17 protein-coding genes and 1 other RNA gene are annotated in these 26829 nt (G+C 41.9%); 4 read left to right on the top strand and 14 right to left on the bottom strand.

Annotated features, from left to right (window positions below; translation table 11 throughout):
- Nucleotides 1-5 precede the first annotated feature (5 nt).
- The gene (gene gltB / locus ACFO0S_RS05940) at nt 6-4502 is read right to left on the bottom strand and encodes a glutamate synthase large subunit (RefSeq protein WP_378140893.1); all 4497 of its coding nucleotides are present in this window, start codon (nt 4500-4502) and stop codon (nt 6-8) included.
- A 116-nt stretch (nt 4503-4618) separates the two neighbouring features.
- Between gltB and ACFO0S_RS05935 the strand changes: the two genes are divergently transcribed.
- Both ACFO0S_RS05935 and ilvA read left to right on the top strand, forming a co-directional pair.
- A complete protein-coding gene (locus ACFO0S_RS05935) occupies nt 4619-5521 on the top strand; it encodes a LysR family transcriptional regulator (RefSeq protein ID WP_378140892.1) in 903 nt (300 codons plus the stop codon).
- Between the two features lie 66 nt (nt 5522-5587).
- Nucleotides 5588-6850 (top strand): threonine ammonia-lyase IlvA, encoded by a 1263-nt coding sequence (ilvA, locus tag ACFO0S_RS05930; protein WP_378140891.1) that lies wholly within the window; start codon nt 5588-5590, stop codon nt 6848-6850.
- A 302-nt stretch (nt 6851-7152) separates the two neighbouring features.
- Here ilvA and ACFO0S_RS05925 read toward each other — a convergent pair whose 3' ends face one another.
- The 13 genes from ACFO0S_RS05925 to ACFO0S_RS05865 all read right to left on the bottom strand — a co-directional run bounded on the left by ACFO0S_RS05925 (nt 7153) and on the right by ACFO0S_RS05865 (nt 23452).
- Nucleotides 7153-7950, bottom strand: coding sequence for an ABC transporter ATP-binding protein (locus tag ACFO0S_RS05925; protein WP_378140890.1), 798 nt, complete (start codon nt 7948-7950; stop codon nt 7153-7155).
- Nucleotides 7934-8908: an ABC transporter permease gene (locus ACFO0S_RS05920; protein WP_378140889.1), complete on the bottom strand. Its 975-nt coding sequence runs from the start codon at nt 8906-8908 to the stop codon at nt 7934-7936. Before ACFO0S_RS05920 ends, ACFO0S_RS05925 begins: the two co-directional genes overlap by 17 nt.
- Nucleotides 8909-8925: 17 nt before the next feature.
- Nucleotides 8926-9909, bottom strand: a complete 984-nt coding sequence (locus ACFO0S_RS05915) for an ABC transporter substrate-binding protein (RefSeq protein ID WP_378140888.1) — start codon at nt 9907-9909, stop codon at nt 8926-8928.
- 141 nt (nt 9910-10050) lie between these two features.
- Entirely contained in the window at nt 10051-11118 is a 1068-nt protein-coding gene (rlmN, locus tag ACFO0S_RS05910; protein ID WP_378140887.1) for a dual-specificity RNA methyltransferase RlmN, read from the bottom strand.
- Between the two features lie 69 nt (nt 11119-11187).
- On the bottom strand, nt 11188-11991 hold the full coding sequence (locus ACFO0S_RS05905; protein ID WP_378140886.1) for a sulfurtransferase: 804 nt from the start codon (nt 11989-11991) through the stop codon (nt 11188-11190).
- Nucleotides 11988-15551, bottom strand: a complete 3564-nt coding sequence (locus ACFO0S_RS05900) for a dynamin family protein (protein WP_378140885.1) — start codon at nt 15549-15551, stop codon at nt 11988-11990. Before ACFO0S_RS05900 ends, ACFO0S_RS05905 begins: the two co-directional genes overlap by 4 nt.
- 101 nt (nt 15552-15652) lie before the next feature.
- Nucleotides 15653-17545, bottom strand: coding sequence for an ATP-dependent DNA helicase (locus tag ACFO0S_RS05895; RefSeq protein WP_378140884.1), 1893 nt, complete (start codon nt 17543-17545; stop codon nt 15653-15655).
- 30 nt (nt 17546-17575) lie between these two features.
- Entirely contained in the window at nt 17576-18700 is a 1125-nt protein-coding gene (locus tag ACFO0S_RS05890) for a THUMP domain-containing class I SAM-dependent RNA methyltransferase (protein WP_378140883.1), read from the bottom strand.
- Nucleotides 18701-18791: 91 nt separating this feature from the next.
- Nucleotides 18792-19166: RNase P RNA component class B (rnpB, locus tag ACFO0S_RS05885), an RNA gene on the bottom strand.
- A 45-nt stretch (nt 19167-19211) separates the two neighbouring features.
- A complete protein-coding gene (gene gpsB / locus ACFO0S_RS05880; RefSeq protein ID WP_378140882.1) occupies nt 19212-19499 on the bottom strand; it encodes a cell division regulator GpsB in 288 nt (95 codons plus the stop codon).
- Between the two features lie 65 nt (nt 19500-19564).
- Nucleotides 19565-20836: a ribonuclease H-like domain-containing protein gene (locus tag ACFO0S_RS05875; RefSeq protein ID WP_378140881.1), complete on the bottom strand. Its 1272-nt coding sequence runs from the start codon at nt 20834-20836 to the stop codon at nt 19565-19567.
- Between the two features lies 1 nt (nt 20837).
- Nucleotides 20838-23096, bottom strand: a complete 2259-nt coding sequence (locus tag ACFO0S_RS05870; RefSeq protein WP_378140880.1) for a DEAD/DEAH box helicase — start codon at nt 23094-23096, stop codon at nt 20838-20840.
- Nucleotides 23093-23452 carry a YppE family protein gene (locus ACFO0S_RS05865; protein WP_378140879.1) on the bottom strand — a complete coding sequence of 120 codons (360 nt, stop codon included), beginning with the start codon at nt 23450-23452 and terminating at the stop codon, nt 23093-23095. The genes ACFO0S_RS05870 and ACFO0S_RS05865 overlap by 4 nt, the downstream gene beginning before the upstream one ends.
- 137 nt (nt 23453-23589) lie before the next feature.
- On the opposite strand from ACFO0S_RS05865, the gene recU reads away from it, so the two are divergent.
- Nucleotides 23590-24222, top strand: a complete 633-nt coding sequence (gene recU / locus ACFO0S_RS05860; RefSeq protein WP_378140878.1) for a Holliday junction resolvase RecU — start codon at nt 23590-23592, stop codon at nt 24220-24222.
- Nucleotides 24203-26809: a PBP1A family penicillin-binding protein gene (locus tag ACFO0S_RS05855; protein ID WP_378140877.1), complete on the top strand. Its 2607-nt coding sequence runs from the start codon at nt 24203-24205 to the stop codon at nt 26807-26809. The genes recU and ACFO0S_RS05855 overlap by 20 nt, the downstream gene beginning before the upstream one ends.
- Nucleotides 26810-26829: the final 20 nt, after the last annotated feature.

The following is a 26829-nucleotide window of genomic DNA, read 5'->3' as shown; positions in this document are numbered from 1 at the left end:
ACTCCTTAGGAGCCGACAGTTGCCCCGTAAAAGGCATTGAGTGCGGCAGTATCTTTTTCCATTCCTTGTTCTTCGAGTTCAGCAATACGTCTTTTCATCATTGCATATTCCACAGGTTCCACTTTCAAGAACTGATATTTCACGACATCCCAGTTCATTAACACGTCTTGTGCTTTCGTACTTTCTGTGTAATAGAAGTGGTCCATGATCAATTTTCGGACTTCATGGTATTCTTTATCCTCTTCAATCTTCGTTAAACGAATCATCTCATGATTAAAATAGGAAACTGGAATTTGTGTATCTTCACACAAAATATAGGCAGAACCGCCAGACATTCCGGCCCCAAAATTTTTACCGATATCACCTAGGATGACCACACGACCACCGGTCATATATTCACACCCATGATCTCCAATCCCTTCGACCACAATGGATGCTCCGGAATTGCGGACAGCAAATCGTTCACCTGCACGCCCGTTTAAGTACGCTTTGCCTGAAGTGGCTCCGTAAAAAGTCACATTCCCTGCAATCATGTTGGATTCTGCATGTCCTTTTAAAGGAGACTGTAGAATTAATTTACCACCCGACAACCCTTTTCCTAGGTAATCATTGGCATCGCCTGTCAAACGGATCGTCATACCATTCGGTGTATAAGCACCTAAGCTTTGACCAGCATGACCATGTAAATGAAGTTGGATATGATCATTCGGTAGTCCTGCTTCTCCGTACTGTTTGGTGATCTCATGTCCGACAATAGTTCCCACCACACGGTCAGTGTTTCGAACAGGTGAAGAAATGGTTACGGGTTCCCCTTGCTCAATCGCCACTTTAAGTTGCGGAAGTAGAACAGTAAGGTCAAGTGATTTCTCCAACTGATGATCTTGTTCGCGAGATTTGATACGCGTGCCTTCGGGACGATGTAGGAGAGTCGTCAAATCGAGTTGGCCGGCTTTCCAATGACTTTTTGCTCGTTCAGAAACATGCAAGACTTCGGTATGTCCGACAAGTTCATCTATTGTGCGGAAGCCAAGTTTCGCCATCCACTCACGCAGTTCTTCAGCAACAAAGTGCATGTAGTTCACCACATAATCGGAAGTTCCTGTGAATTTGTCACGCAGCTCCGGATTTTGAGTGGCAATTCCAACTGGACATGTATCGAGGTGACAGGCACGCATCATTATACAACCCATGACAATAAGAGGTGCTGTGGCGAACGCAAATTCTTCAGCCCCAAGAAGAGCAGCAAGTAATACGTCCTTTCCAGTCATCAATTTCCCGTCGGTCTCTAACGTTACACGGTCTCGCAGACCATTTAGCATCAACGTTTGATGAGCTTCTGCAAGTCCGAGTTCCCAAGGCAGTCCTGCATGAGTGATACTTGTTTTAGGAGAGGCTCCCGTTCCACCGTCATATCCCGATATGACGATGACGTCAGCTGAACCTTTTGCAACACCTGCTGCAATCGTCCCTACACCGCCTTTTGAGACCAGCTTGACACTGATTCGTGCATGACGATTGGCATTCTTCAAATCGTGGATGAGTTGGGCCATATCCTCAATCGAATAAATATCATGGTGTGGAGGTGGCGAAATCAATCCAACACCTGGTGTGGATCCACGAACATCGGCCACCCAAGGATACACTTTCTTACCAGGTAACTGGCCGCCTTCCCCCGGCTTTGCTCCTTGTGCCATTTTGATTTGCAATTCTTCAGCTTGTGAAAGGTAAACCGCTTTAACTCCGAAACGTCCAGAAGCAACTTGTTTGATGGCACTTCGTCTGAAGTCGCCGTTTGTATCTTTCTTGTAACGAGAAGGGTGTTCTCCACCTTCCCCACTATTACTCTTACCACCTAAACGGTTCATGGCAATGGCTAACGTTTCATGTGCTTCTTTTGAAATTGATCCAAATGACATCGCGCCTGACTTGAACCGACGCACGATTTGGCTCGCAGGTTCAACTTCTTCAAGAGGGATGGCTTTTCGTTCTGAACGAATATCAAATAAGTTACGTAAAAATCCGATACGTTCTTCATTGGCCATCTCTGCATATTGGCGGTAAAGCCCGGTATCGTTTTTACGTGTCGCCCACTGGAGCGTGTGAATCGTCTTCGGATGAAAGGCATGGTGTTCCCCATTTGCACGCCACTGGTACTGGCTCCCTGAATCGAGTGGTGACATGGCATGTTCAAGTGCATAGTTCACTTTCAGCTCAGCCTCTTTTTGAATGGTCTCTAAATTGATTCCGCCCAGTTGGGATTTTGTTCCTGTAAAGTAGCGGTCGATAACATCGTGACCAATTCCTACCGCTTCAAATATTTGAGCGCCGCGATAACTTTGAATGGTTGAAATCCCCATCTTCGCCATGACTTTGACGACGCCGTCTGTCAACCCCTTGACCGTAGCGGAAACCACTTCTTCATAAGTCTTGCTGATATGTCCCTCATTAATGGCTTGTTGCAGAGTTGCGTATATTAAATATGGATAGATAGCGTCTGCACCATACCCGAGCAATGCAGCTACATGGTGAACTTCTTTTACTTCTGCAGATTCAATTAGGATGGAGACTTTCGTACGAACACCTTGTCGGACCAGGTGATGGTGAATACCACTCGCTGCTAACAAAATCGGAACAATTGTATTACCCTGTGATGCCTCTCTGTCTGAAAGTAAAATAAATGCATGTCCTTCTTCCATTGCTTGATCTGTCTCTGTACATAAGGAGTCCATCTTGTCTTGTAATGACCCTGTAAATGCTAAAGATAGAGTCGCCATCGAGAACAACGGATGATTTCGTAATTGATTGACTTCACTCGCTTTCAAAACGGGACTTTTGAGTTGGATTCGTTTAGCATTTTCTTCGTTAGGCTCAAGTAGATTTCCTTCCGGCCCTAAATAAGATATCGTCGACGTGACTACTTTCTCTCGAATCGAATCGATCGGTGGATTCGTGACTTGAGCAAACAACTGCTTAAAGTACGTAAAAAGCGACTGCGGACGGTCGGATAATACAGCTAGCGGCGTATCATTCCCCATGGAACCGACTGGGTCTTTTCCTTCAATTGCGAGAGGAAGCAAATATTTGTGTACATCTTCAAATGTCAGTTGGTTTAAATGCTGTTTATAAAGTAGGTCTGAAACATTCTCGACAAGTTCTTTAGACCCCTCGAGAACTTGCATTTGTTGCAACCAAGCGGTGTAAGGTTTTTCTGATGCAAGTTGTTGTTTTAATTCCGTGTCGGATACGATGCGACCTTGTTCTAAATCAATGACTAGCATTTTACCCGGACTTAAACGCTCCTTTGTCACAATCATGTCTTCTTCTACGTCAACAACACCTACTTCAGAAGAATAAATGATGCGGTCATCTTTCGTAACATAATAACGCGCAGGACGTAGGCCGTTTCGGTCAAGTACAGCTCCGATTTGTTTACCGTTTGTGAAACAAATCGCTGTCGGGCCATCCCACGGCTCCATAAACATTGAATGATACGTATAGAATGCTTCTTTTTCCGGGTTCATATGAGGATTCTCTTCACTCCATGGTTCGGGAATCATCATCATTGCCGCATGAGCCGGTGAACGACCTGCTAATACTAAGAATTCAAATGCATTGTCAAGCATGGAAGAGTCACTTCCAGACTCATCGATGATAGGTAAGAGATACGATAAATCTTCCCCAAAGGCTTCCGTGACAAGTTGTTTTTCACGTGCTTTCATCCAGTTGACATTGCCTTGAAGTGTATTAATTTCTCCATTATGAACAAGGTATCGATTCGGGTGTGCTCTCTTCCAACTAGGGAATGTATTCGTACTATAGCGGGAATGCACGAGACTATATGCAGAAATAAAACGCTTGTCCTGTAAGTCTACATAAAATTCACTTACTTCTTTTGGCGTTAGCAACCCTTTGAAGACGAGTGTCTCACTGGATAGAGAGGCGACATAAATTTCATAGCCTTGTTTAAGCAACCAATTTTCAAATCGCTTGCGGAAGATATAAAGTTTTCTCTCAAATGATAAATGATCCATTTCATAAGATTTTTCAATAAACAATTGCTCAATAACGGGTTGAGTAGAGCGAGCAGACTCTGTTAGGTCCATACCGTTCACAGGGACTTCTCTCCAAGAAATAAACGACAACCCTCTGATTTCTTCGATTAAATCTGCAATGTGGATTCTCGCCTCTTGATTGACTTCATCTTGTTGTGGGAAAAAGAACATTCCAATGGCATAATCTCCTTGAGGCGGAAGAGGGAAGCTGGTTATTTGTCGATACAAAGCATCCGGTATCTGAACCATGATTCCTGCCCCATCTCCCGTACGGTAATCGTGACCTCTCCCTGCTCGGTGATCAAGACGGTATAACATTTCTAATCCATCCGTGACGATATCATGGCTTGCTATACCTTTTATATTGGCATACAGACCAATTCCGCATGCATCATGTTCTTCTCGTGGGTCATATAATCCTTGTGGTTTCGGATAGCGATGAAATGTCATCAAGCATCCCTCCATGTCATCTTTGTGTATAAATAGTGTAAGTTTTCAAAATGATATAAACAATATATAATAAGTATTAAAATCATCTCATATTGAGAACGAAAGAGTTGAAACCCTTGGAATTACGCCAATTAATCTATTTTAAAGAAGTTGCAAAAAGAGAACATATTTCAGATGCGGCGCTATCTCTTCATGTAGCTCAGTCCGCAATTTCACGTCAGATTAGCAATTTAGAACAAGAACTGGGTGTTCAACTGTTCGACCGAATTGGTAGAAACATTAAGTTGACATCGATAGGGAAAGATTTTCTAACACACGTCGACCGCGCACTTTCAGAACTGGATTATGGAGTAGAAATGGTGAATACGTACTTAAATCCGGAAAAAGGAATTATTCGCATCGGTTTTCCGAGTAGTTTTGCAACACAGCTTCTGCCGAGTGTTATTTCAGCATTTCGGAAAGAGCATCCAGATGTTAAATTTCAATTAAGACAAGGAAATTATCATTTTTTAGTGAATGCTGTGAAAGAGCGTGATATCAACTTATCGTTCATTGGTCCACTTCCGAATCAAGATAATGACCTTCAGTCAACTGAACTCTTTACTGAGAAGTTTTCCCTGCTTGTGCCTCATCAGCACCGACTGGCGAAGCAACCATTTATTCATCTTGCAGAATTAAAAAATGAACCGTTCATCTTATTTCCTGATGATTTTGTTCTCCATCAGACGGTCGTTTCTGCGTGTAAATCGGTAGGATTTCAACCACAAATCAGTTCGATTGGGGAAGATTTAGATGCAATCAAAGGACTTGTTGCCGCAGGTCTTGGTTTAACGATTCTTCCGGAAAGTACTCTGACAGAGCAAGGCATGCGGTTCACACAAAAAGTAAAAATCCAAACGCCTGTATTACAACGATCTGTCGGATTAATTACTCCTAAATCGCGTGCTCTTACTCCCTCGGAAAAAATCTTTATCGACTTTTCGGTTGAGTTTTTTAAACGAATGAATCAGTATTTGTAAATTCTCTATCTATTCAACGAGTTGATGTGTTAAACTATAGCAATATTCTGAAAAGGTTGTGGTTGAATGGTGCAAACTGATGAACAATCCGTCAAAGTGGAGGACGTAATAAAGGCCTATCACCAACTAAAAGATATTGTCATTCATACACCTTTACAACGAAGTGAATTGCTTAGTAAGGTCTATGATGCGGAAATTTATCTGAAACGAGAGGATTTACAAGTCGTAAGGTCCTTCAAGTTGCGTGGAGCTTACTATAAAATAGCCACTGTAGAAAAAAAAGCACGTGAACGTCATATTGTCTGTGCCTCCGCGGGCAACCATGCCCAAGGCGTTGCATATGCGTGTTCTGCTCTTCAAATTCAGGGAACCATTTTCATGCCAAAAACGACCCCTAAACAAAAAGTCAACCAAGTTCGAATGTTTGGTGCAGACTTTGTAGAGATACGTTTAGAAGGAGATACGTTCGATGACTCAGCAAAGAGTGCATCTCACTTTTCACAAGAAACAGGTGCTCTATTTATACACCCATTTGATGATCCGGATGTGATGGCTGGTCAAGGAACAGTTGCCGTGGAAATCCTTCAAGACAGTGAAGGACCTGTCGATATGATTGTGGCGAGTATTGGAGGTGGCGGTTTGATTGCAGGTATGGCTAGCTACATCAAGAATGTATCCCCTCAAACAATATTAGTTGGTGCAGAGCCAGCTGGTGCAGCAAGTATGAAAGCCGCTTTTGAAGCTGAACGTCCAGTTTCACTCGAGCGAATCGACAAATTTGTAGATGGCGCAGCGGTTCAATGCGTAGGAAATGAAACGTTTCAAGTTGCTTTTCAATATGTCGATAAGCTCATTCAAGTTCCGGAAGGTAAAGTTTGTACAACCATCTTAGAGATGTATAATCAACACGCTATTGTGGTAGAACCAGCAGGAGCACTACCCATTGCAGCACTTGAAAGTTTAAGAGAAGACATTCGGGGCAAAAAAGTAGTGTTGGTCGTAAGTGGTGGAAATAATGATATTTCACGCATGCAAGAGATCAAAGAAAAATCACTCCTATACGAAGGCTATCTTCATTATTTCCTTGTAAAGTTTCCTCAACGTTCCGGTGCACTTCGTCAGTTCTTGCATGACGTATTAGGTCCGGAAGATGATATCACTACATTTGAATACACTAAGAAGAATAATAAAGAAAGTGGCCCTGCCCTGATAGGTATTGAACTTCATGACCCTGAAGACTACCCTGCACTCATTGAGCGATTGAAAGTGAATGGCTTTGAGTATAAAGAAGTCAATAACGATTCTATTCTATTTGAATTGCTAATCTAGTCCATTGCCGTCTTTATAATACAGATGTTGGCACTATGAGCAACATGTGCAAAAGAAATAGTGGTGACTTCTGAACAAACACTCAGAAGTCGCCACTATTTTAGATTCTCCTACATTCTGTTTCTTAGAGCTGATAATTGAAGGACTGACATGTGAGACTACTGATTTACAGTGAGATATAGTAAGTAATTCACCTCTTACACATCGATTCTTATTCATTATTGCGCTCCATTAAAAAAGCCAACTTATGAGAATGTTCTCATAAGCTGGCCATATCTTATTAAACCATTAGCTACATTCTTTTAAGCTTCTAGCAACATACGGTCGGAAAGTGCCTGACTGCCTTTAATTTGTTTGAATTCATGGAGAAGGTCCGTTATCGTCAACTGTTTCTTCTCTTCTTCAGACGCTTCAAAGATGATTTTCCCTTGATCCATCATAATGAGGCGATTCCCAAGATCGATGGCTTGTTGCATATTATGGGTAACCATTAGGGTCGTAAGTTCATTTGCACTGACAAGTTCCTTGGTCAGCTGAGTGATTAATTCCGCTCGAGCAGGATCAAGTGCTGCTGTATGCTCATCCAGTAATAAAATGGAGGGATTGGTGAACGTCGCCATGAGAAGAGAAAGTGCCTGACGTTCTCCCCCTGATAACATGCCGACCTTTGTTGTCATGCGGTTCTCAAGATTAAGATGGAGGGTTTCGAGATGTTCTTTGAACTGTTGTTGTCTCGACCGTGAAACCGCGAAACGAAATGTCCTTTTTTGATGGCGACTGAACGCGACTGCTAAGTTCTCTTCTATTGTTAAAGACGGCGAAGTACCTGCCATAGGATCTTGAAACACACGACCAATGACCCCTGAGCGTTTATACTCTGGCAATGTATCGACACGTCTTCCATCGATTTCAATCGTGCCCTCATCTGTTGGCAAAGCTCCAGAGACACAGTTCATGAGTGTCGATTTTCCGGCTCCATTGCTTCCGATTATGGTGACAAAATCTCCAGCCTGCAAGTCGAGTGTGAGGTGGTCGATGGCGACTTTCTCGTCCACACTACCTTCATTAAACACTTTTGAGACATTATGAATGTTTAGCAAGTGATACCTCTCCTTTCACTTGACTTGGTGATATGCGTTTTGATCGGTTTCGACTTTTTGATATTTTCGCTAGACGCTTCGGTAAAATCAACGCAAGTACAACGATAATAGCTGTGAGTAACTTCATATCTCCTGTATCTAAAAAATCGATTCGAAGAGCAAGCGCTAGGACGATGCGGTAAATCACGGCACCAACTACCACAGCGAGTGTAATTCGAACAATGGACTTGGTACCAAAAATCGCTTCGCCAATGATGACCGATGCAAGTCCAATGACGATCATCCCAATTCCCATACCGACATCTGCAAACTTACCATACTGTGCGATCAGTGCCCCAGCGAATGCCACAAGACCATTTGAAATGGCTAATCCTAGAATAGTTAATCGGTCGGTGTTGGCAGAAAAACTTCGAATCATCTTTTTATTATCACCAGTTGCACGTAGAGCAAGGCCAATTTCCGTTTTTAGAAACAGATCTACCGAAATTTTCACAAGCGTAACAGCGACAGCAGCAATCACTAGAACTACGAACGAAGTAGGAATTCCTAGAGATGTTGCAAAGGAGAGTACCTGACTGAAGATTGTCTCTGATTGCAAGAGTGGAATATTTGGTCGCCCTACTGAGTTTTCGACTGTCCACCCCATTATCCGTAAATTGATCGAATAAAGTGCGATCATCATCAAAATCCCAGATAACAGCGGATTGATCCCTCCCTTTGTATGAAGAAGACCTGTCCCGATCCCTGCGATGAAACCAGCTCCAAAAGCTACAATTGTAGCAATCCATGGAGAATAGCCTAAGACGATCATCATTGCAGCTGTCGCTGCGCCAGTTACAAAACTCCCATCAACTGTAAGGTCCGGGAAATCCAACACTCTGAATGTTAAATACACGCCGAGCGCCATAATTCCGTAAATTAATCCTTGTTCAATTGCACCAGCAAGTGCTCCTATCATCTGTGAAACCCTCTTTCTTATTCAGCGAATTCCGCCTGCCACTCTTCTTTTACTTCAATACCTAATAAGTCAGCTATTTGCTGATTTACTACAAATTTAACGTTCTGAGGGAACTGAACCGCAAGATCTGCAGGCTCTGCTTCTCCATTTAAAATTTGAACCGCCATCTCTCCAGCTTCATAGCCAATGTCAAAGTAATCAAATCCAAATGCTCCAAGCCCTCCGCGTGATACGGAATCGAATTCCCCAACCATGACAGGCAAATCATTATCGTTAGCCACTGAGATGACGGATTCAAGTGCAGAGACTACTGTATTATCTGTGATGATATAGAGTGCATCCACTTTTCCTAGCAGAGATTCTGTCGCTTGCTTGACTTCTGCTGAAGTCGATACAGAAGCTTCTTCAATTTGAAGGCCCACTTTCTCAGCTTCAGCCTTTACTACATCTACTTGTGCACGAGAGTTTTGTTCCCCAGAGTTAAAAACCATTCCAACTGTTTGTGCTTTTAACTCATTCTTTAGAAATTCAATCGTGCTTGGGATTGCATCTGGTTGAGTATCAACTGTCCCTGTCACATTTCCACCAGGTGATTCCATTGATTGTACAAGTTGTGCACTTACTGCATCCGTTACAGAAGTGAAAACAATTGGAATCTCAGATGTTGCACTTGCTACAGCTTGAGCACTCGGTGTAGAGTTCGCAAAGATCAAGTCAACATCTGAATTGACAAGATTTGTTGCAATTGTTGTATTCGCACTCGTATCATTTTGTGCATTCTCGATTTTGTACTCTGCTTCAATTCCTGCATCTTTCACTGCTTGTTGGAAGCCTTCAAATGCAGCGTTTAAGGATGGGTGTTCTACGATTTGAGTGACTCCAATCGTCACCGTATCTTCCGTTGTCTCTGCACCTTCCCCGCTCTCATTGCCACACGCTGCAAGAAGTAAAGTTGCCGATAAAGTAAGTGCTGTTACTGATGTTTTCCAATTCATTGTCATTCCTCCAATTAAACTTTAATGCGTTGAAGCGGCGAAGTATTATAAAAGGTATATTACATGGCCCCGGAACGATTGTCAATGCATTTTCTGAAGAAATAGCAATAAAAAAATCAGCAGAGATGATATCTCTGCTGACATTCATTAATTCGTTACTTTTTCTTTTTTGATTTGTTTACTACGAAGTTGACCACACGCTGCATCGATGTCCGTTCCTTGCTCTGTTCGAACACCACAGTTAATACCACGTTTTTTTAGCGTCTGGAAGAATGCGTCAATCGCTTCCGGTGTGCTGCGTTGGTATTGCCCATGTTCATCCACCGGATTATATGGAATTAAATTGACGTATGATAAATGCCGTTTATTATCAAGTAAATCTGCAAGTTGCTTCGCTTCCTCCACGTGATCATTGACGTCACGTAACAAGATGTACTCAAATGTGATGCGGCGATTCGTCTTCTCTAAATAATAATCAACCGACTCCATGACTTTTTCAACTGGGAATGCTTTGTTGATAATCATAATGCGACTGCGCAACTCATCATTAGGGGCATGAAGTGAAACGGCCAAGTTTACTTGCGTTTCTTCATCCGCAAAGTCTTTGATCTTTTTCGCCAAACCACTTGTTGATACTGTAATGTGGCGTGCGCCGATAGATAAACCTTTTTGATCGTTGACAACAGATAAAAAGTCCATCAAGTTTGTATAATTATCAAATGGTTCTCCAATACCCATAACGACGATGTGAGATACACGTTCTTGTTTTCCTTGTGCATCCAAGTGTTCTTGGACTTTCATGATCTGTCCTACAATCTCTCCCGCAGTCAAGTCACGGCTCTTTTTCAAAAGTCCACTTGCACAGAAACTACACCCGATGTTACACCCTACTTGAGTTGTCACACAGACTGATAAACCGTAGTGAAAACGCATTAATACAGTTTCGATCAAGTTACCATCTTCCAATTGGAATAAGAACTTGATTGTCCCATCATTTGACTCTTGTTTGACCGATTCTTTTAGCGTCTGCATGACAAAGTGATCATCTAATAATTGAAGACATTCTTTATTGACGTTATTCATTTCTACAAAAGACTGCACTCGTTTTACATATAACCAGTTCCAAACTTGTTCAGCACGGAATTTTTTTTGACCGCGTTCAAGTAACCACTCGGTTAACTGTTCTTTTGTCAGTCCATAAATTGATTTTTTCATCTATATGTCCCTCATTTCATCCTCATAACAATTTTTCCATTATACTATAGGACAGACTGAGTGACAAGTTTATTTACTTGTCTCGACATGATTGTTTAGAATCCAATCACTATAACTCCCAGAATAGAGACGCGTGTTCAAGAAATCATTCTCTAGTAGGGCAAGAGTGAGCGGGGCTGCCGTAACTCCACTTCCACAATATGTAATGATCGCGGTTTGTTTCGACAGATTTTTAAATAGCTTGGCTGATTCATCTTGTGTCATCAGTCCATCTTCTGTTTTTAATTGTTCCCAGTCAATATTAATAGCAGTTGGAATGTGCCCTGCAACTGAATCAATGGGCTCATGTATGCCTTTATAACGATCATTTGATCGTGCATCAATGAGTGGCTTTTCACTCATAATCTGATGTTTGACATCATCTTGAGTGGCTAGATAAGCATCTTCAAATGTCAATTGGACATTCGATGTCGGCACCCAGACCACGCCCCCTTCAATCGGCAGCACTTCACGAAGTTTCCCGTAACCCTCTCTGGCAATACTGATATTTTTAAAACCCGCCCAAAGTAATAGCAGTGCAGCACGAGCAGCAAAAGGAGCATTACCTTGATCATAGACCACGATTGCATCGTCATAGGTTAATCCAGATACCTGTATGAGTTTCGTCATTTGCTCCTTTGTGGGAGCAGGATGACGACCCTCAATACGAGTCATGTCCGACAAATGTTCTTCTAAATGCCAGTAAATCGCACCTTGAACATGATCCTTGTAGTACGTTTCTTCTCCCCACTCCGGATTGGTTAAGTCAAAGCGCGTATCAATATAGCGAACATCTTGTTTTGGTAATTCCATGTGATTTTTTAAAAAAATCATGTAGTTTCCTCCAATGACATCCATTTATTTTTCCATTCCGCTAAGATCTCATGTTGTTCAAGCAATTGTCTTTCCGTCTGAAGTACAGAAAGGGCAGAATGCAAGATGCGTAATCTTGCAACATCCATCGACTCTGAGAAAAATTGATCTGTCCAAGATTCGATTCTTTGCTTTTCTTTCTCGAGATGACTATCCATCTGTTGTTTTAACTGTTTTTCAAGTTCTTCTTGAACAATTGCTTTTTCATTTTTTTCAAAGAAGCGCTTCGCATTTTTATAATGCTTCTTTAAACTAGTGTACGAAGAAGCAGCTAGCTCTGGTTGAATAAATTCAAGGAGTTTTGGTGCTTTGACTTCCCCTGGTGTCATAGCAAAGGCCGCTGCTTGTTCATCAAGATATACAATCTCGTCTTGTTCAAAAGATTTTACTTTCTTAATGACCTCTTGCTGCATTCGTAAATTTGTGACTCTTAATTCTTGCGAGATATCAAAACGAAGACTATCAAGTACATCGGTCAGTGCCTCGTCAAACGCTTGTTTCACATCTGTCTTCGCAAAGCGAGATGGATTGAAGGCTTCTTTAAAGAAGTCTGGAAAACGATAAAATACACGTTGCTTCAAATAATAAATAAGTGTTTCTAATTCATTTTGAAGAGCTGTCCATTTCGAATTTTTCTTTGATGACTGATATCTTGCTCGAACGGTTTGTTCTAAGGCTGCCAATTCTGCTAATCGCTCTGGTTTTCGTTTTAAGTTGATTTCTGTGGAGTCAATCAGTTGTTTAAATCGCTCTTTTAATTTAGCGGAATATTCATCAGCAGATTGCAGAGCAACTTGAGCCAATTCCTCTCGTAAAAAGGCTTGGAAACTCGCTTCGAATTCTGCCATTCCACTAGCCCCTTGATTGCCTTCTTGTTTTTCTCGTAGAGCTTCTAAGCTTGATACACCGTACAGCCTTGGGAATCGGATACCAAACTGCCCAAGTTCATTTCCTACGTAATCCAACACTTCATTTTTCTCTTGTTCGGAATTCGCAAGATCGATGGCATTGACAACAAAGAACATTTTATCAAGTTCAAATGAATCTTTAACGCGGCCCAGTTGAATCAAAAACTCACGATCTGCTTTCGCAAATGCATGATTGTAGTATGTAATAAATAGAACCGCATCCGCATTGCGAATGTAATCAAATGCGACGCCTGTATGACGCGCATTAATGGAATCTGCACCAGGCGTATCCACAAGTGTCACACCGGCCCGAGTTAATTCACAGTCATAATAGTACGTAATCGTTTCTACAAAACAACTCTTTGACTCAACGGCTACGTATTCCGTAAAGGCTTCATGGTTCACCAACCGCTTTGTACCAAGATACGATTTTTGAGCTTCAAAACCTGCGACAAAAGCACGAATAAATGATTTTTTCGTTTCATCTAACGGAAGCTTTAAAAATTCATTGTGTCGACCAGCTAGTTCTTCTAGGGACGTGCACTCACTGGCATGTGGAGTCAGCATTAACTTAAGCTCTGTAATCATCTCGTCTTTTGTTTTAAAAATCACTTCCGCATGACGATGTGGTTTATTGTCGCTTACAGGTGCGATTTTGTTGATTGATGCTGTAGTCGGATTCGGCGATACCGGAAGTACAGCTTCCCCAAGGAGAGCATTCGAGAAACTTGATTTCCCTGCAGAAAAAGCTCCAAATAAGGCAATTGTGAAGTTTTTATTTTCAATGCGCCGAATTTTCTGCTTAAGCTCTTCCACCGCCTCTTGGAAGTTTGGAATCTCCCCGAGAGTCGAGATCAGCTTTTTGGAATGGTTGACAACTATCGTCTCATAAAATAGTGAACTCGTTGACTCCTCGATGCGAGAAGAGACAACTTCATTTAGTTCTTCTCGTGCATGGGTTTTTGCCTCTAAAGGTTCCGCATTTGCATATAGTTGTCGGAAATCTTCTTCCCATTCGCTTAGGCGCTGTTTACGAAGTCCTTGTAGTCGTTCGCTTGGCGCTTTGATTTGAATAGAAAATTCTTTCTGTTTTTCTTCGCTTTCAAACCATTCGGTTAATGCGAGTAGCTTTCGTTGAATCATTTCTTTTTTCACTTGGTCTTCTTCAGACAAACGTTCTTTACCATCGGATTCACTAACGATTTGATTGGCCCATTGGGATGCTTCACGCAGTACTTCTTTTTTCAATGATTGTTCGACACGGCTTGAGAACTGAAGAAGACCGTCTCCTGTCGCACTCGTCCCAGGTTTAAATTCTTGAGAAATCAGTTCAGGAAAAAATTTCACAAGAAGCTGAGATTCCTCAGGCACACTCATAATGCGTGCATATTTACTAATTACACGGTTGATGGGAGTCGCAGTTGTCTGCTGATAGATCGATTGAATATCTGCTGTGACTTGCTCAAGCCTTGCTTGTCGTTCCTCTTCAGTTTTCTTTTTCGAACTGAAGAAGCCCACTTTAAAGTTGGGTTGACTTGCTTCTGCGTAAGCACGTATTCTTTCGCGAATATCCGGCGTCATTAAGTACGCGGTCTTTAAAACGCTCTGCAACTCATCGATTAATTCATCTTTCCACTTTTTACTATCTAAGAGTTCAAAAGATTGAAGTTCTTGCTGGAGTTGTTCTTTTGTTTCTTTTTTGTTTTGCCATTGTTCCGCTGTAAAATACTCTTCGAACGATTGCTCTATATCTTGTTGGTCTTCACTAAGAAAGACTTCATGCTCATGCATCAATTTCGACAGCGTACCCTGTGCACTCTCAGTGAGTACCTCTTCTTTATTCGCCAGCGCTCGCTGAATAATCGTTTGCACTTCGGTCACTGGGAAGTCCTTTTGATTTTTGAGCGAAGTGAAGAAAATCCCTTTCGGATAAACGTCCCAACTTTCAAACGATTGAGCTACGGATGCTTTGTAATCCTCTAACGAGAGTTCTGTTTCCCGATGCTTATCCATTTGATTGATAATTAAATACACATTCGGATTCGTGCGCATCAATTCTTTCGTGAACGTGAAGTTCAATTCTGACTGGACATGATTGTAATCCATCACATAAAACACAAGATCAGCTAAATGAAGCTCTGATTCCGTTGAAAGACGGTGTGCATCATCTGTTGAGTCCACGCCGGGTGTATCCATCAATACGACATGCTCTGGCAGTTGTGTATCCGGATGAAAAAGTTCAATTTTTCGAACCGACTGTCCGTCTTTAGCCATCCGTTTCAACGCAGCCACATCTAGTGCTTCATTGGCTTCTGCTAGATCCCCGTTCATAAAATGCACAAAGGCTTTCCATTTCGGTGCTTTTTGAATGGTGACAATATTTGCAGACGTTGGAATAGGACTGGTCGCTAGCAAATTCTCTCCGGTTAACGCATTGATCATACTTGATTTCCCTGCAGAGAAATGTCCTGCAAAGGCAATCGTCAAATCTTCGGAAAACAATTTATGTGCAAATTTTTTCGTCTTTGTGTATGTAGTTTCGTTATGTTGCTCTTCCGTGATAACACCTAGCAGCGCAGATCGTCGGTAGAGATGTTGTTTCTGTTCATTCATCTTTCTAGACTCCTTTGATTTTCATGACTTTAGTGTACCAAATCTTTCGGTGAAATGTTTCTCTTGCTATGAAAAAAGCATCTCCAAAAGGAGATGCTCCACTATTTATACATGGGTTTGACAGGTAGTTCCGGCTCAATTAAAGTCATAAATTGTTTCTCATGTTCCGTGATGAGCACTTCAATTGTACCAAAGTCTTCTTCTGTCCGAATCAGACGGCCCACCCCTTGTTTCATACGCATCTTCATAAATGGTAGATCCACTTCCTCAAATGGATGGAAAGAAGCGGCACGTTTTGCCCGAAAGATTGGGTCGTTCGGTGGAAACGGCAAATCATAAAGAACGACACGTGTAAGCAAATCGAGTGGTAGATCTAAACCTTCCCAGAGGGAATACGAAGCAAGAACGGACGGACGAGACTTATACTGCTCGATAAGCGAACTCATTTCTTGAGACCCTTCAAATAAAATCTCTTCTGTTTCATACATGAACTTAAATTGTTCAAACGATTCTTTTGTTGAAAACAGTAAGAGTGTCGGTATTTTTTGCTGCAAGAGTTCCATGACGGCGTCATTTTTATCAAATGGAGAATGAACATTGATTTTCATGACTTTTTCATACTCAAATGGAGAGGCGACTTGTAACGACTGGTACTCAGCAACGCCTAGGTTGCCCGCAAGATAGTCAAATGTTCCGTCTACACTTAGAGTCGCAGATGAAAAAATGATAGGTAGCTTACCTGTAAATAATCGTTCCGCAAGTTGCTCATCGACGAGCTCTGGCATGATGGCAAGTGTTTCTATACCATCCACTTCTTCCACCCAGTCGATAGCTTCATTGTCTTCTGTGAACAATCTGAACGCAGCCACATACTCTTCCAAGTATTCCTCCATAAGTTTCATATCATAGGAATCAATCGAGTACATTTCACTTTCAAAGACAAATTCCTCAAGAAGTTGATCCGCTGTTTCAATCAATAGGGCAGCTGCTCCATTAAGTGATGGATTTCTAACAATCGTCATTTTTTCTTCCAGTGGATTGTCAATTGATTCACGTAGACGCTCAAAAAAGGACAGATGAGCTTCTTCTAAAACATCAAGATAGTGTAGAGTTTTTGGACGAAGTCCTTCGACACGAGCTTTATCTAATAGCGCAATCAGTGATTCACTTTGCACTTTTAATGTGAATGCCTCTTGCGCTGCAAATTCCACCAAGTGCCCTTCATCGAGCACAATTGCGGATGCCTCAGGTAAGAGCGGAAGTTGTTCTTGTCTCTTCCGTGATTCAGCTGTCCATAAATGTTCCATTAAAAATTCATGAGAACAGATGACGAGGTCAGTTGCCTGGCGGTAAAATTGACGCGAGATAGTTTGACCACACTGGTTTTTGACTTCACAAATCGAACATTGCTGAACGGGATGGTAATTAACAAGTTTCCATTCATCATCTGTTAAAAAGTTAAATTCCTTACGGTCACCGTACGGGTGGACGGATTGCAAAGAACTCCCCTCAAAGACAAACTCAGGAAGCCGGTCGTCGATTTCATCAACAAAATCAGGAACATCAAAACCACGTCGTTGTTCATCTAAACGCTGAAGACATAAATATTCTTCGCGTGATTTAGCTAACCGAACATCTATCGACAAACCCAGAAGCTCGGATAAGCGGCTAATGTCGCCCTCTGGTTTTATCAATTGTTCAATTAATGCTTCATCAGAACAGGCGATGATAACAGGCTTTCCGGTATATCGCGCATAGGCAACGGAAGGAAGTAAATAAGCCATCGTTTTCCCTGTTCCAACGCCAGCCTCTGCAAATAACACAGATTTACTTTGCAATGCTTTCTCAATTTGAAACGCCATATAGACTTGTTCGTCACGAATCTCATAGCCATTTTCAGGTAAGACATCGTAGAAGATGTCCCCAAGCCATGTAGATAACGACTGATAAAACGACTGATCTTTTGATAATTCAAAAGGAATATTCTTACGCATGCTGTCACTCATTTCTAAACGTGGTTACCGCTAAACTCTCTTACCCCAGAACTGATAATAGTCTGTGCGAATGAACCCATTAAATAATTTTCGTTTTTTCGTTGCTGTCTTGCCGTAGATCGTCTCTAAATTTTCCATTGATGAAAGTAAGTAGACAGACCATGATGGATAGCTCTGCATGACGTCTCCAAACGTTTGCAAAGTCTTTTCAATCACTTCTACTTCACCAATTCGTTCGCCATACGGAGGGTTTGACACAATCACTCCATTTTCAAGACGCGTTGTAAAGTCAGTAGCCTGCATCTGTTTGAATTCAATGATGTCCCCGAATCCTGCTTCCAGAGCATTTGACTTTGCAATTTCTATCATCCGGTGGTCGATATCCGTTCCTAGAATGGTTAATTCTTGGTCGTAGTCCGCTTGTAAGTCTGCTTGCTCACGAACTTTTTCCCACACAGCTGGTTTAATCCAAGACCAGTGCTCTGCGTCAAACTCTCGGTTATAGCCTGGAGCGATATTTTGACCAATCATCGCCGCTTCGATACATAATGTACCTGAACCACAGAACGGGTCAACGAAAGGACGATGCGGACTCCACTTAGAAATTTTCACAAGTGCTGCTGCGAGTGTTTCTTTTAGAGGGGCATCCCCTTGAGTTGTGCGGTATCCCCTTTTATGCAGGCCTGCTCCACTGGTGTCCATTGTAAGCATCACTTTGTCTTTTAAAATGCTGACTTCAATCTTATAACGCGCCCCTGACTCATCCAAGAAGCTCATTCGCTTATATGCCGACTTGAGTCTTTCCACAATAGCCTTCTTCACGATACTTTGGCAATCTGGCACACTGTAAAGTGTCGATTTCACACTTTTCCCACTCACTGGAAAGTTTGCGTCCACAGGTAAATACTTTTCCCACGATAAAGCTTTAGTCTGCTCAAAAAGCTGATCAAACGTCTTCGCTTGAAATTCTCCGACGACGATTTTGACACGATCGGCAACACGCAACCAAATATTTGCTTTTGCGATGGCTTCTTCGTCCCCTTCGAAAAAGACTTTTCCGTTCTCTGTTGTCGTCTCAAAACCCAGCTCTTTCAGTTCGTCTGCAACAATTCCTTCTAGGCCCATTGCAGCGGTTGCTACTAATTTCAATTTCATGTATCCAGCCTCCTCTGTCGAAAATTATTATTTATAAAGAGAAAAAACTCTCCGAAATGGAGAGCTGTACTTGTTCATCAATAACCTTCTATTCGATAAGCCATGTTTTGTCTCCCCTGTACTCAAACGGGGAATCCCCTCGTACAGAACGGGCGGCAATCATCTATCTACGGACTTCCGTCTTCCACTCCGTTGTATTCCTTTGTGGAAATGCCCCTACCATAATTTGGGTTTCTCACTCGTGGGGTTTACCGCGTTCCACTCTTACCGTTTCCAGTAAGACTTCGTCACTGTGGCACTTTCAAGAGTACTGTACCTTATCCAAAGACTTAGGTAGTTTCTCTGCCGTCAGCTGGCGCTGCCCTCGTTTATGACTTCACGAGGCACGAACACTACAGTCATCTCAGAACTGTGTGAGCATGGACTTTCCTCTACACTCCTAGAAGTGCAGCGATTGCCTGAATAGAAGGCCATCATTCAGTATACGTTATTTTGGATTGAAAAACAATTGTTATTCGTAAAGCTTTGAACCGAAAACATGTTTTTCTAGATTCGATAGTCGCTTCAGAATATCAAAGTTTGTAGATGTTTGAGGCGCAGCCGCTGTTTTAGGTGCTTGTTCAAGTTGTGTTCGTATCTCACGCTTTTCATTTTCAAGTTCTTGAATGCGTTTTTCAAACGCTTCGTAATCTTTAATGATTTCATCTAAAAATGCGTCTACCTCTTCTTGACTGTATCCACGCATTGTTGTTTTAAAATCTTTTTCTAAAATATCCTTAGGGGTTAATTGTATCGCCATATCCATCTTCCTTCCATGCATACATAGTTGGCTTTATTATAGCATAGGCAAAGATGTGCAACTATCTATTTGTCGAAACCTGCGCTTTCCCGGGAAATGTTTTTACGATTCACCCGTTCTTCTCTCTTTTTGATATCTTGTAAATAGGAGGCAAGCTTTTCACGTTTCATTTCACCAGTTATTGAAAGAAGAATACGTTTCGCGTGATCAATCTGTTTAAGTGCTTCATCAAAGCGTTTCAGTTGGTGTTCATTAATCTTTGCAGCATGAAGATATGCTTCCAACTGTTCTTTCCCTGTTAAAAGTGTAGCAGCAGTCTGTAAAAGTTCCACTGCATCTTCAGCTTTTCCATTTCTTTTATAAAATAACCCTAAAAAATAATAAGCATGGGGAATATCTTGTTGCTCATACGTTTCCATAATTGTTTTATACAACTGTTCACTATGAGGCATAAATTTTAAATCTTTCAGCCATTTGGCTAGATTCAATTCGACTGCGGCAGAATTTCCACTCGTTTCACCTGTGAGATGTTCGAGGGTCTGACGGTACAAAGCAACAAGAGATACTAAATCCCACAAATTATGTTCAAACACACGGAGCAAGTTATTTGCATTCTTCGTCTTCAGCGCATCAAAGTAGACAATTGGTGCGAGATGACCTGGGAGATCGTCTTCTCGTTCAAAACCGAGTCGCAACTTTTCCATATCCTGCAGTTTATACCGGTCTTGCTGACCTTTCCATAAGCGTTTGCTACCATGAAGTAGATCGATCTGGTGAACAGTAGGAAATGGAGGCAAGGATTTTCTATTCATCGTCCAACGTACTTCGAGTTGTGGTAGGTCAAAACTTTTCCCATTATAAGTGATTAATGTATCTCCTGATTGAATAGGCAAGGCATGCAGGAGTGCGGCTTCTTCACCAGGCGAGGCAAGGAGATATTGTGTAACCGCATAACCAAAATCTCCACGTTCTATAAATCCATTCAAAAAGATTTGAACTCCAGCGCCCTTTAAACCTGTCGTTTCCGTGTCGTAAAAGTAGATGGTGCTTTCTTCTATAGGTGTGAGTGGGTGTCCTTCAAACAGTCGCTGCGCATACCGCACAAGCGGCAAGATATCCCCAAGTGGTTTATTCCCATGGACATGCTCGAAGGAAAAGAAATCACGTTTCACATAATAAGCACCATATTCATTCGTACAATACTCGATTCCCGCTTCTTTCCAGGACTCAATCGGTTCTGAGCGGTAAAGAGTAGTCTCTTCTTTAGCAACAGGTGCAGGTGATCTCGATTCTTTTAATAACCCTTTCATCGCAAGTAATTTTTTTTCGTAGGACATGTTATGCACGCACCAGTTCGTTTAGTAACGCTATTACTTCTTGTTTCAGTCCAATATTGGCTTCTTGTGCTCCGATGCAGGCAGGACACCCATCTAAACAAGGACAGACGGAAATTTGTTCAATGCTTTCTTCCACAAGTTCCTCAAAACGGTCCATCATACGCTCTGCAAGACCAATACCTCCCGGGTAACTATCGTAAATAAAGAAGGTCGGTTTCTCATCCAGAACAGATTTAATTTGCGGCACGACATGAACATCCTTGTGATCGCAATCTAAAAAAAGTGGAATAAATGAATGAAGTGCATACGCTGCCCCGACCATCGCATCGGCAAACAGATGGGTATTTGCTTGCTGTGGTTTCTCAAAAGTAGCCCATACTGCACTCGTATGCAATTCAAGTGGTGGTAGGTTGATGGGACCTGATCCAATGTTGTCATGTGTATCGAATTTAATTTTCTTAAATAAAGTCGGATGCGCGAGAACTATAATGTCACCAAATTGTAGTTCCACTCGACCACTCTGTTTTGAACGGTCATTCGAGATTACTTTCATTTCCACGGCAATATTGGCATCTGTAAAATAATCCACGTCGACTTCCGTGACATACGCTTTCTTTTCATCCCAATCTAATACTTCTACTTGAAACTGTGCGCCTTGATGTAAATAAATCGCTTCTTCATGAAGAAGTGTCATTGCACTAAATAAGTCCATCTCTCCAATGACACGTGTCTCTGTAGGAGTGGTTTGATCCACTATGATGACATTGTCTTGAGAAGCTGAACGCAAAGAAATATTACTTGCCGGGAAACTTTCCGCCATCCAGTGCCATTTGTTTGCTGTTTGAAGAACCACATTTTCTTCTTTTAGAAAATCCAGCAGTGGTTCCGAATAAAATTCTGCATAATGCTCGTCTTTAGAAAATGGCAATTCAAAGGCTGCACACTTCATATGGTCCATTAAAATCAGCATGTTTTCCGGAAAGATACGAACTTCTTCTGGTGACTGTCCGAGCAGATAGTCGGGGTGATCCACAACATATTGATCAAGTGCTGTAGACTGGGCTACATAAATAACTAATGATTCTCCTTGACGTCGACCCGCACGACCCGCCTGCTGCCACGCACTTGCCACATTGCCGGGATATCCTGTCATAATGCACACTTGCAATTGGCCAATATCCACTCCAAGTTCAAGTGCATTCGTGCTAACCACTGTACGAATTTCTCCGTTCCGGAGCCCTTTCTCAATTTCGCGTCGTTCCGAAGGCAAATAGCCTCCTCGGTACCCACGAATACTTTTATCATTTAGTTTCTTACTTACTAGAGCTTTTAAATAAGTCACGAGCATTTCCACTCGCACACGACTCTTGCCAAAAATAATGGTTTGCAAGCCTTTTTTGTACAATTCCTCTGCGAGATCTCTAACTTCTAATACAGCACTTCTTCGTACGTTGTATGTGGGATGAATAACCGGTGGATTGTAAAACAGGAAATATTTCGTTCCAGATGGAGCACCGTTATTATCTATCAAGGTATGTGTGGTGTTGGTTAGTTTTTCTGCAAGTTCCTTAGGGTTCCGAATGGTTGCTGACGTGCAGATAAATACGGGATTGCTTCCATAGAACTGACAGATTCGACGTAACCGACGCAAAACGTGAGCCACGTGGGTACCAAATACCCCTTTATACGTATGCATCTCGTCGACAATAATGTATTTTAAGTTTTCAAACATAGCTACCCACTTCGTATGATGAGGCAGAATGCCTGAATGTAACATGTCTGGATTCGTTAAAATGATATTTCCATTTGTCCGGACTTTTCGGCGGATTCCCGGTTCTGTGTCGCCATCATATGTGTAGCTACCAATTGGCATGCCAGTGGCTTCAATTAAATGATTCAAATCACTCTTTTGATCTTGTGCCAGAGCTTTTGTGGGAAACAAGTAAATAGCTCGACTTTTGGGGTCTTCTGCGATGGATTGAAGAACCGGAAGATGATAGCAAAGTGACTTGCCTGAAGCGGTAGGTGTAATCGTTGTAATAGAATTCCCATTTCGCGCATGAAGATAGGAACTTGCTTGATGTGTATAAAGTTCTGTGATACCTCGTGATGTCAGGGCAGCTTTAATAGTTTCATTTAGATCTTCAGGAAAAGGCACTGTCTGTGATTCGCGTGGTTCAATAACATGAATGGATTGTATTTGTTGTTTCTTACGTGGATCTATGACCCATTCATCGAGTAATGCGGATACGGATGTCATGACAGACCTCCTTTTAGTTCCGTCTGTATGGTTTCTAATGTATAAATTGCTGCATGGATGCTTTGGTAAAATCTTTTTTTGCTCGTCTCTTTGTAAAACGACTGAACGATAAACTGTTTCATCTGTTCCTCTGCAGATTCAATTTGTGACAAATGCACATATTTTGGTTGATGTTCATTTATATACTCAATCGCAAGTTCTTTCCATTCGGCTATCAGTTGATCAAATTCTAATGTATGAGGCCGTACTTCTTTATAAAAATCGGCCACTGCATCTAATTCTCGCATGGATTCAAAGCGCGAGATACACTGATGACATTCATCTAATAAATCTCGATTGATTTGTTGTAAGCGCACTGTTCTCACTCCTTGTTCCTATCATAGCAAATTCCGAAGATCCCTACTACTTTTGCGAACGTATATTCGAATGAAACATTGTTCTTTTGTCTGTCGTCTATGAGAATGTGCTAAACTAATGCACAGAGGTGATGGTGATGACGATACGTTACCCCAATGGTAAAAAGTATCAGCCAGTTCAAAAACAAAAGAAACCAAAAAAAAAGGATTATACCTTTGGCAATCGGGGAAAAACGTTAGAGGATGAATTGAATGAAAGTAACGAATACTACCTAGCGCATCATCTAGCGGTTGTGCATAAAAAACCAATTCCGATTCAGATTGTTCAAGTCGATTATCCAGGACGCTCCCGAGCTGTTATTCGGGAAGCCTATTACCGCACCCCTTCCACGACAGATTATAATGGTGTTTATAAAGGAAGATATATTGATTTCGAAGCGAAAGAAACGAAAAACACGACATCCTTTCCATTGAAGAATGTTCACATCCATCAAGTGGAACATATGAAACAAGTGGATGAACAACAAGGAATCACTTTTTTACTCGTTTCTTTCCAACAACTCGATCGATATTTTCTATTACCCTTTCCACAACTGTATGATTTTTGGTCTCGAATGGAATCTGGTGGGCGTAAGTCAATTACTCTTGAAGAATTTGAAAAAAATGCAGTAGAAATACGTGCAGGTTTTACTCCACGTATTCCCTATCTAGACGCTGTAGATAGTTATTTGGTTAACAAAGAAAGTGAGGATGGAGCTCGTGGCGAATGAACAACGATCTCGACAACAACGAAGATTAGAACAACAAAAAGCAAAACAAAAAGGAAAGAAAAAAGTGGCCAAAGGTGGCATGGTCAAAAAAATCTTTTTGGCTCTTGTCGCAATCGGACTTATAGGATTATTAAGTGGACTAGGCTTATTTGTGTATTACGCAAGCTCTGCACCCGAACTGGATGAAGCATCTTTGAAAGATCCGATTTCATCAACATTTTTAGATAAAAATGGGGAACCTTTTTACAAATCAGGTACAGAAAACCGCATTTATGTAAATTATACGGATATCCCTCAACAGATGGAAGATGCAATTCTTGCTACAGAAGATGTCCGCTTTTATGATCATATGGGAATGGATTTCTTACGTCTTGGATCAGCCGTTCTCGCAAACGTGACTCAAGGCTTTGGAGCTCAAGGTGCGTCTACAATTACACAACAAGTAGTTAAGAACTCTTTTTTACAAAATGAGAAGACACTGAAGCGGAAAGCACAGGAAGCTTGGCTTGCGTTCCAGCTTGAAAGACAGTATGAAAAAGAAGAAATCTTTGAAATGTACTTTAATAAAATTCTCATGTCTGGACGGAACTATGGTTTCGGAACAGCATCTGAGTATTTTTATGGGAAAGAATTGAATGAGTTAGAGCTACACGAAATGGCGATGTTAGCTGGAATTCCGCAAAGTCCAAATAATTACAACCCATTCACGAATCCTGAACTTGCAGAAAAGCGCCGCAATACTGTTCTTCATTTAATGGAAATGCACGGGAAGATCACTGCTGAAGAAGAAGAAGCTGCTAAAGCTGTCCCGGTAACAGAAACCTTAATTCCTGAAGAAGAGCGTCAAGCATCAAGTGTGACTCGTTATGAAGCATTTATTGATATCGTTGAAAGCGAATTAAATAAAATTGACCCTTCCCTTCTTTCAGAAGGAATTACTGTTCACACAACACTTGACCCTGGCATCCAATCAAAAGTTGAAAATGTGATTAACTCTGGTCTCTACGCGACAGAAAAACAACAAGCAGGTATTGCGGTAGTAGATCCAAAATCAGGTGCTTTAGTGGCAGCTGGGGGAGCTCGAAACTATTCCAACCGTGGTTGGAACTATGCATATGACAACAAAGATCGCCAACCGGGTTCCACTATGAAGCCACTACTAGCGTATGGGCCTGCTGTAGAGAATTTAAATTGGTCAACCGGCCATACCGTAGTCGATGAGGAAATAACGTACTCGAATTCTGATCAAGTCGTTCGAAACTTCTCTGGTCGTTATTTAGGTGTAATGACGATGCGTGAAGCCCTGTATCGTTCTCAAAACACACCTGCCGTGAAAACCCTTCAAGAGGTAGGCTTATCGAACTCTCGTGATTTTATTAATCGATTTGGATTTAATGTCGAGAATGTCTACGAATCATCTGTTCTAGGTGGTATTGAAGGTATTTCCCCGATTATGTTAGCAGGGGCATATGGTGCTTTTGCTAACGGAGGATATCATGCCGAACCATTTGCTATTAACAAAATTGTTTACCGTGATGGTCAAACTGAAGATGTTTTGAAAAATGAGTTAGAGCCTGTCATGAAAGACTCAACAGCTTATATGGTAACAGATATGCTCCGCGATGTTCTGGAAAATGAAAATGGAACAGGTCGTACAGCAGCTGTACCAGGAATCGATTTAGCTGGTAAAACCGGAACATCTAACTACAGTGAAGATGAGTATGCAAAATATGACTTGCCATCTGGAGCTTTCCCAGACACTTGGTTTGCTGGGTATTCGACAGATTATTCTGTAGCCATTTGGTCTGGAAACGCCAAACGAAGTGAGCCAATGACCTCTTCAGAAGAGCGACGAGTTCCTCAACTGATGTTTAAAGAAATTATGTCTACGATTTCAGCAAATGCAGGTACGTTCAGCCGACCTAATTCGGTCGTCGAGGCAACGATTGAAGTGGGAACTTCCCCTCTTCAACTAGCAAGTGCCTATACACCTAACAACCTAAAACGGACAGAATTATTTGTTCGCGGTTCGGAACCTACAGCTGTATCGGAAGAATTTGAGTTAACAGAGCTTCCAGCGCCGACTGGCTTATCAGCGGACTATGATGAATCGTCTGCCTCTGCGACGCTTAGCTGGGGTTACGAGGCACCAGAAGGTGTGGAAGATGAAATCGAGTTTACGGTGACAGCCCGTGTCAATGACGGCGGTTCCCAAGAACTTGATACAACGACTCAACTCGGACTGATTGTTCAAGATCTTCAACCTGGTAATACCTATACGTTCTCTGTTGTTGCTTCTGCAGATGGAATTACTAGTTCCCCTGCTACTGTGTCGATTACGATTGCACAAGAAGAGGAAGAAGAACCAGTTGAAGAAGAACCAACTGAAGAAAATCCAGAAAATCAGCCAGGTCAAGGAAATGGCAATGGAGGTAGTAACGGCAATGGAAATGGAAACGGTGATGGTGAATCAGGAGGCTCTGAGGATTCAACAGACAACCCAGATGAATCGACAGAACCCGACGAACCAACAGAGCCAGATCCAGGTTCAGAAGATAGCGACACAGATTCTACAGATGGACAATAAAAATAGCAGCGGCATTAGCC

It is taken from the genome of Chryseomicrobium palamuruense, assembly GCF_042649045.1.
Classification (GTDB): Bacteria; Bacillota; Bacilli; order Bacillales_A; family Planococcaceae; genus Chryseomicrobium; species Chryseomicrobium palamuruense.
The sequence above is the reverse complement of the archived record's forward strand: the minus strand, read 5'-3'. Positions and strand labels throughout refer to the sequence as shown.

Bases quoted from the DNA above. Each gene is read 5' to 3' on its own strand.
- ilvA (WP_378140891.1), top strand. From the start codon at position 5,588: ATGGTGCAAACTGATGAACAATCCGTCAAAGTGGAGGACGTAATAAAG.
- ACFO0S_RS05875 (WP_378140881.1), bottom strand. From the start codon at position 20,836: ATGTCCTACGAAAAAAAATTACTTGCGATGAAAGGGTTATTAAAAGAA.
- ACFO0S_RS05900 (WP_378140885.1), bottom strand. From the start codon at position 15,551: ATGAATGAACAGAAACAACATCTCTACCGACGATCTGCGCTGCTAGGT.
- ACFO0S_RS05870 (WP_378140880.1), bottom strand. From the start codon at position 23,096: ATGACATCCGTATCCGCATTACTCGATGAATGGGTCATAGATCCACGT.
- ACFO0S_RS05920 (WP_378140889.1), bottom strand. From the start codon at position 8,908: ATGATAGGAGCACTTGCTGGTGCAATTGAACAAGGATTAATTTACGGA.
- ACFO0S_RS05890 (WP_378140883.1), bottom strand. From the start codon at position 18,700: ATGAAATTGAAATTAGTAGCAACCGCTGCAATGGGCCTAGAAGGAATT.
- ACFO0S_RS05905 (WP_378140886.1), bottom strand. From the start codon at position 11,991: ATGATTTTTTTAAAAAATCACATGGAATTACCAAAACAAGATGTTCGC.
- ACFO0S_RS05855 (WP_378140877.1), top strand. From the start codon at position 24,203: ATGGAGCTCGTGGCGAATGAACAACGATCTCGACAACAACGAAGATTA.
- recU (WP_378140878.1), top strand. From the start codon at position 23,590: ATGACGATACGTTACCCCAATGGTAAAAAGTATCAGCCAGTTCAAAAA.
- ACFO0S_RS05895 (WP_378140884.1), bottom strand. From the start codon at position 17,545: ATGCGTAAGAATATTCCTTTTGAATTATCAAAAGATCAGTCGTTTTAT.
- rlmN (WP_378140887.1), bottom strand. From the start codon at position 11,118: ATGAAAAAATCAATTTATGGACTGACAAAAGAACAGTTAACCGAGTGG.
- gltB (WP_378140893.1), bottom strand. From the start codon at position 4,502: ATGACATTTCATCGCTATCCGAAACCACAAGGATTATATGACCCACGA.
- gpsB (WP_378140882.1), bottom strand. From the start codon at position 19,499: ATGGCGATACAATTAACCCCTAAGGATATTTTAGAAAAAGATTTTAAA.
- ACFO0S_RS05915 (WP_378140888.1), bottom strand. From the start codon at position 9,909: ATGACAATGAATTGGAAAACATCAGTAACAGCACTTACTTTATCGGCA.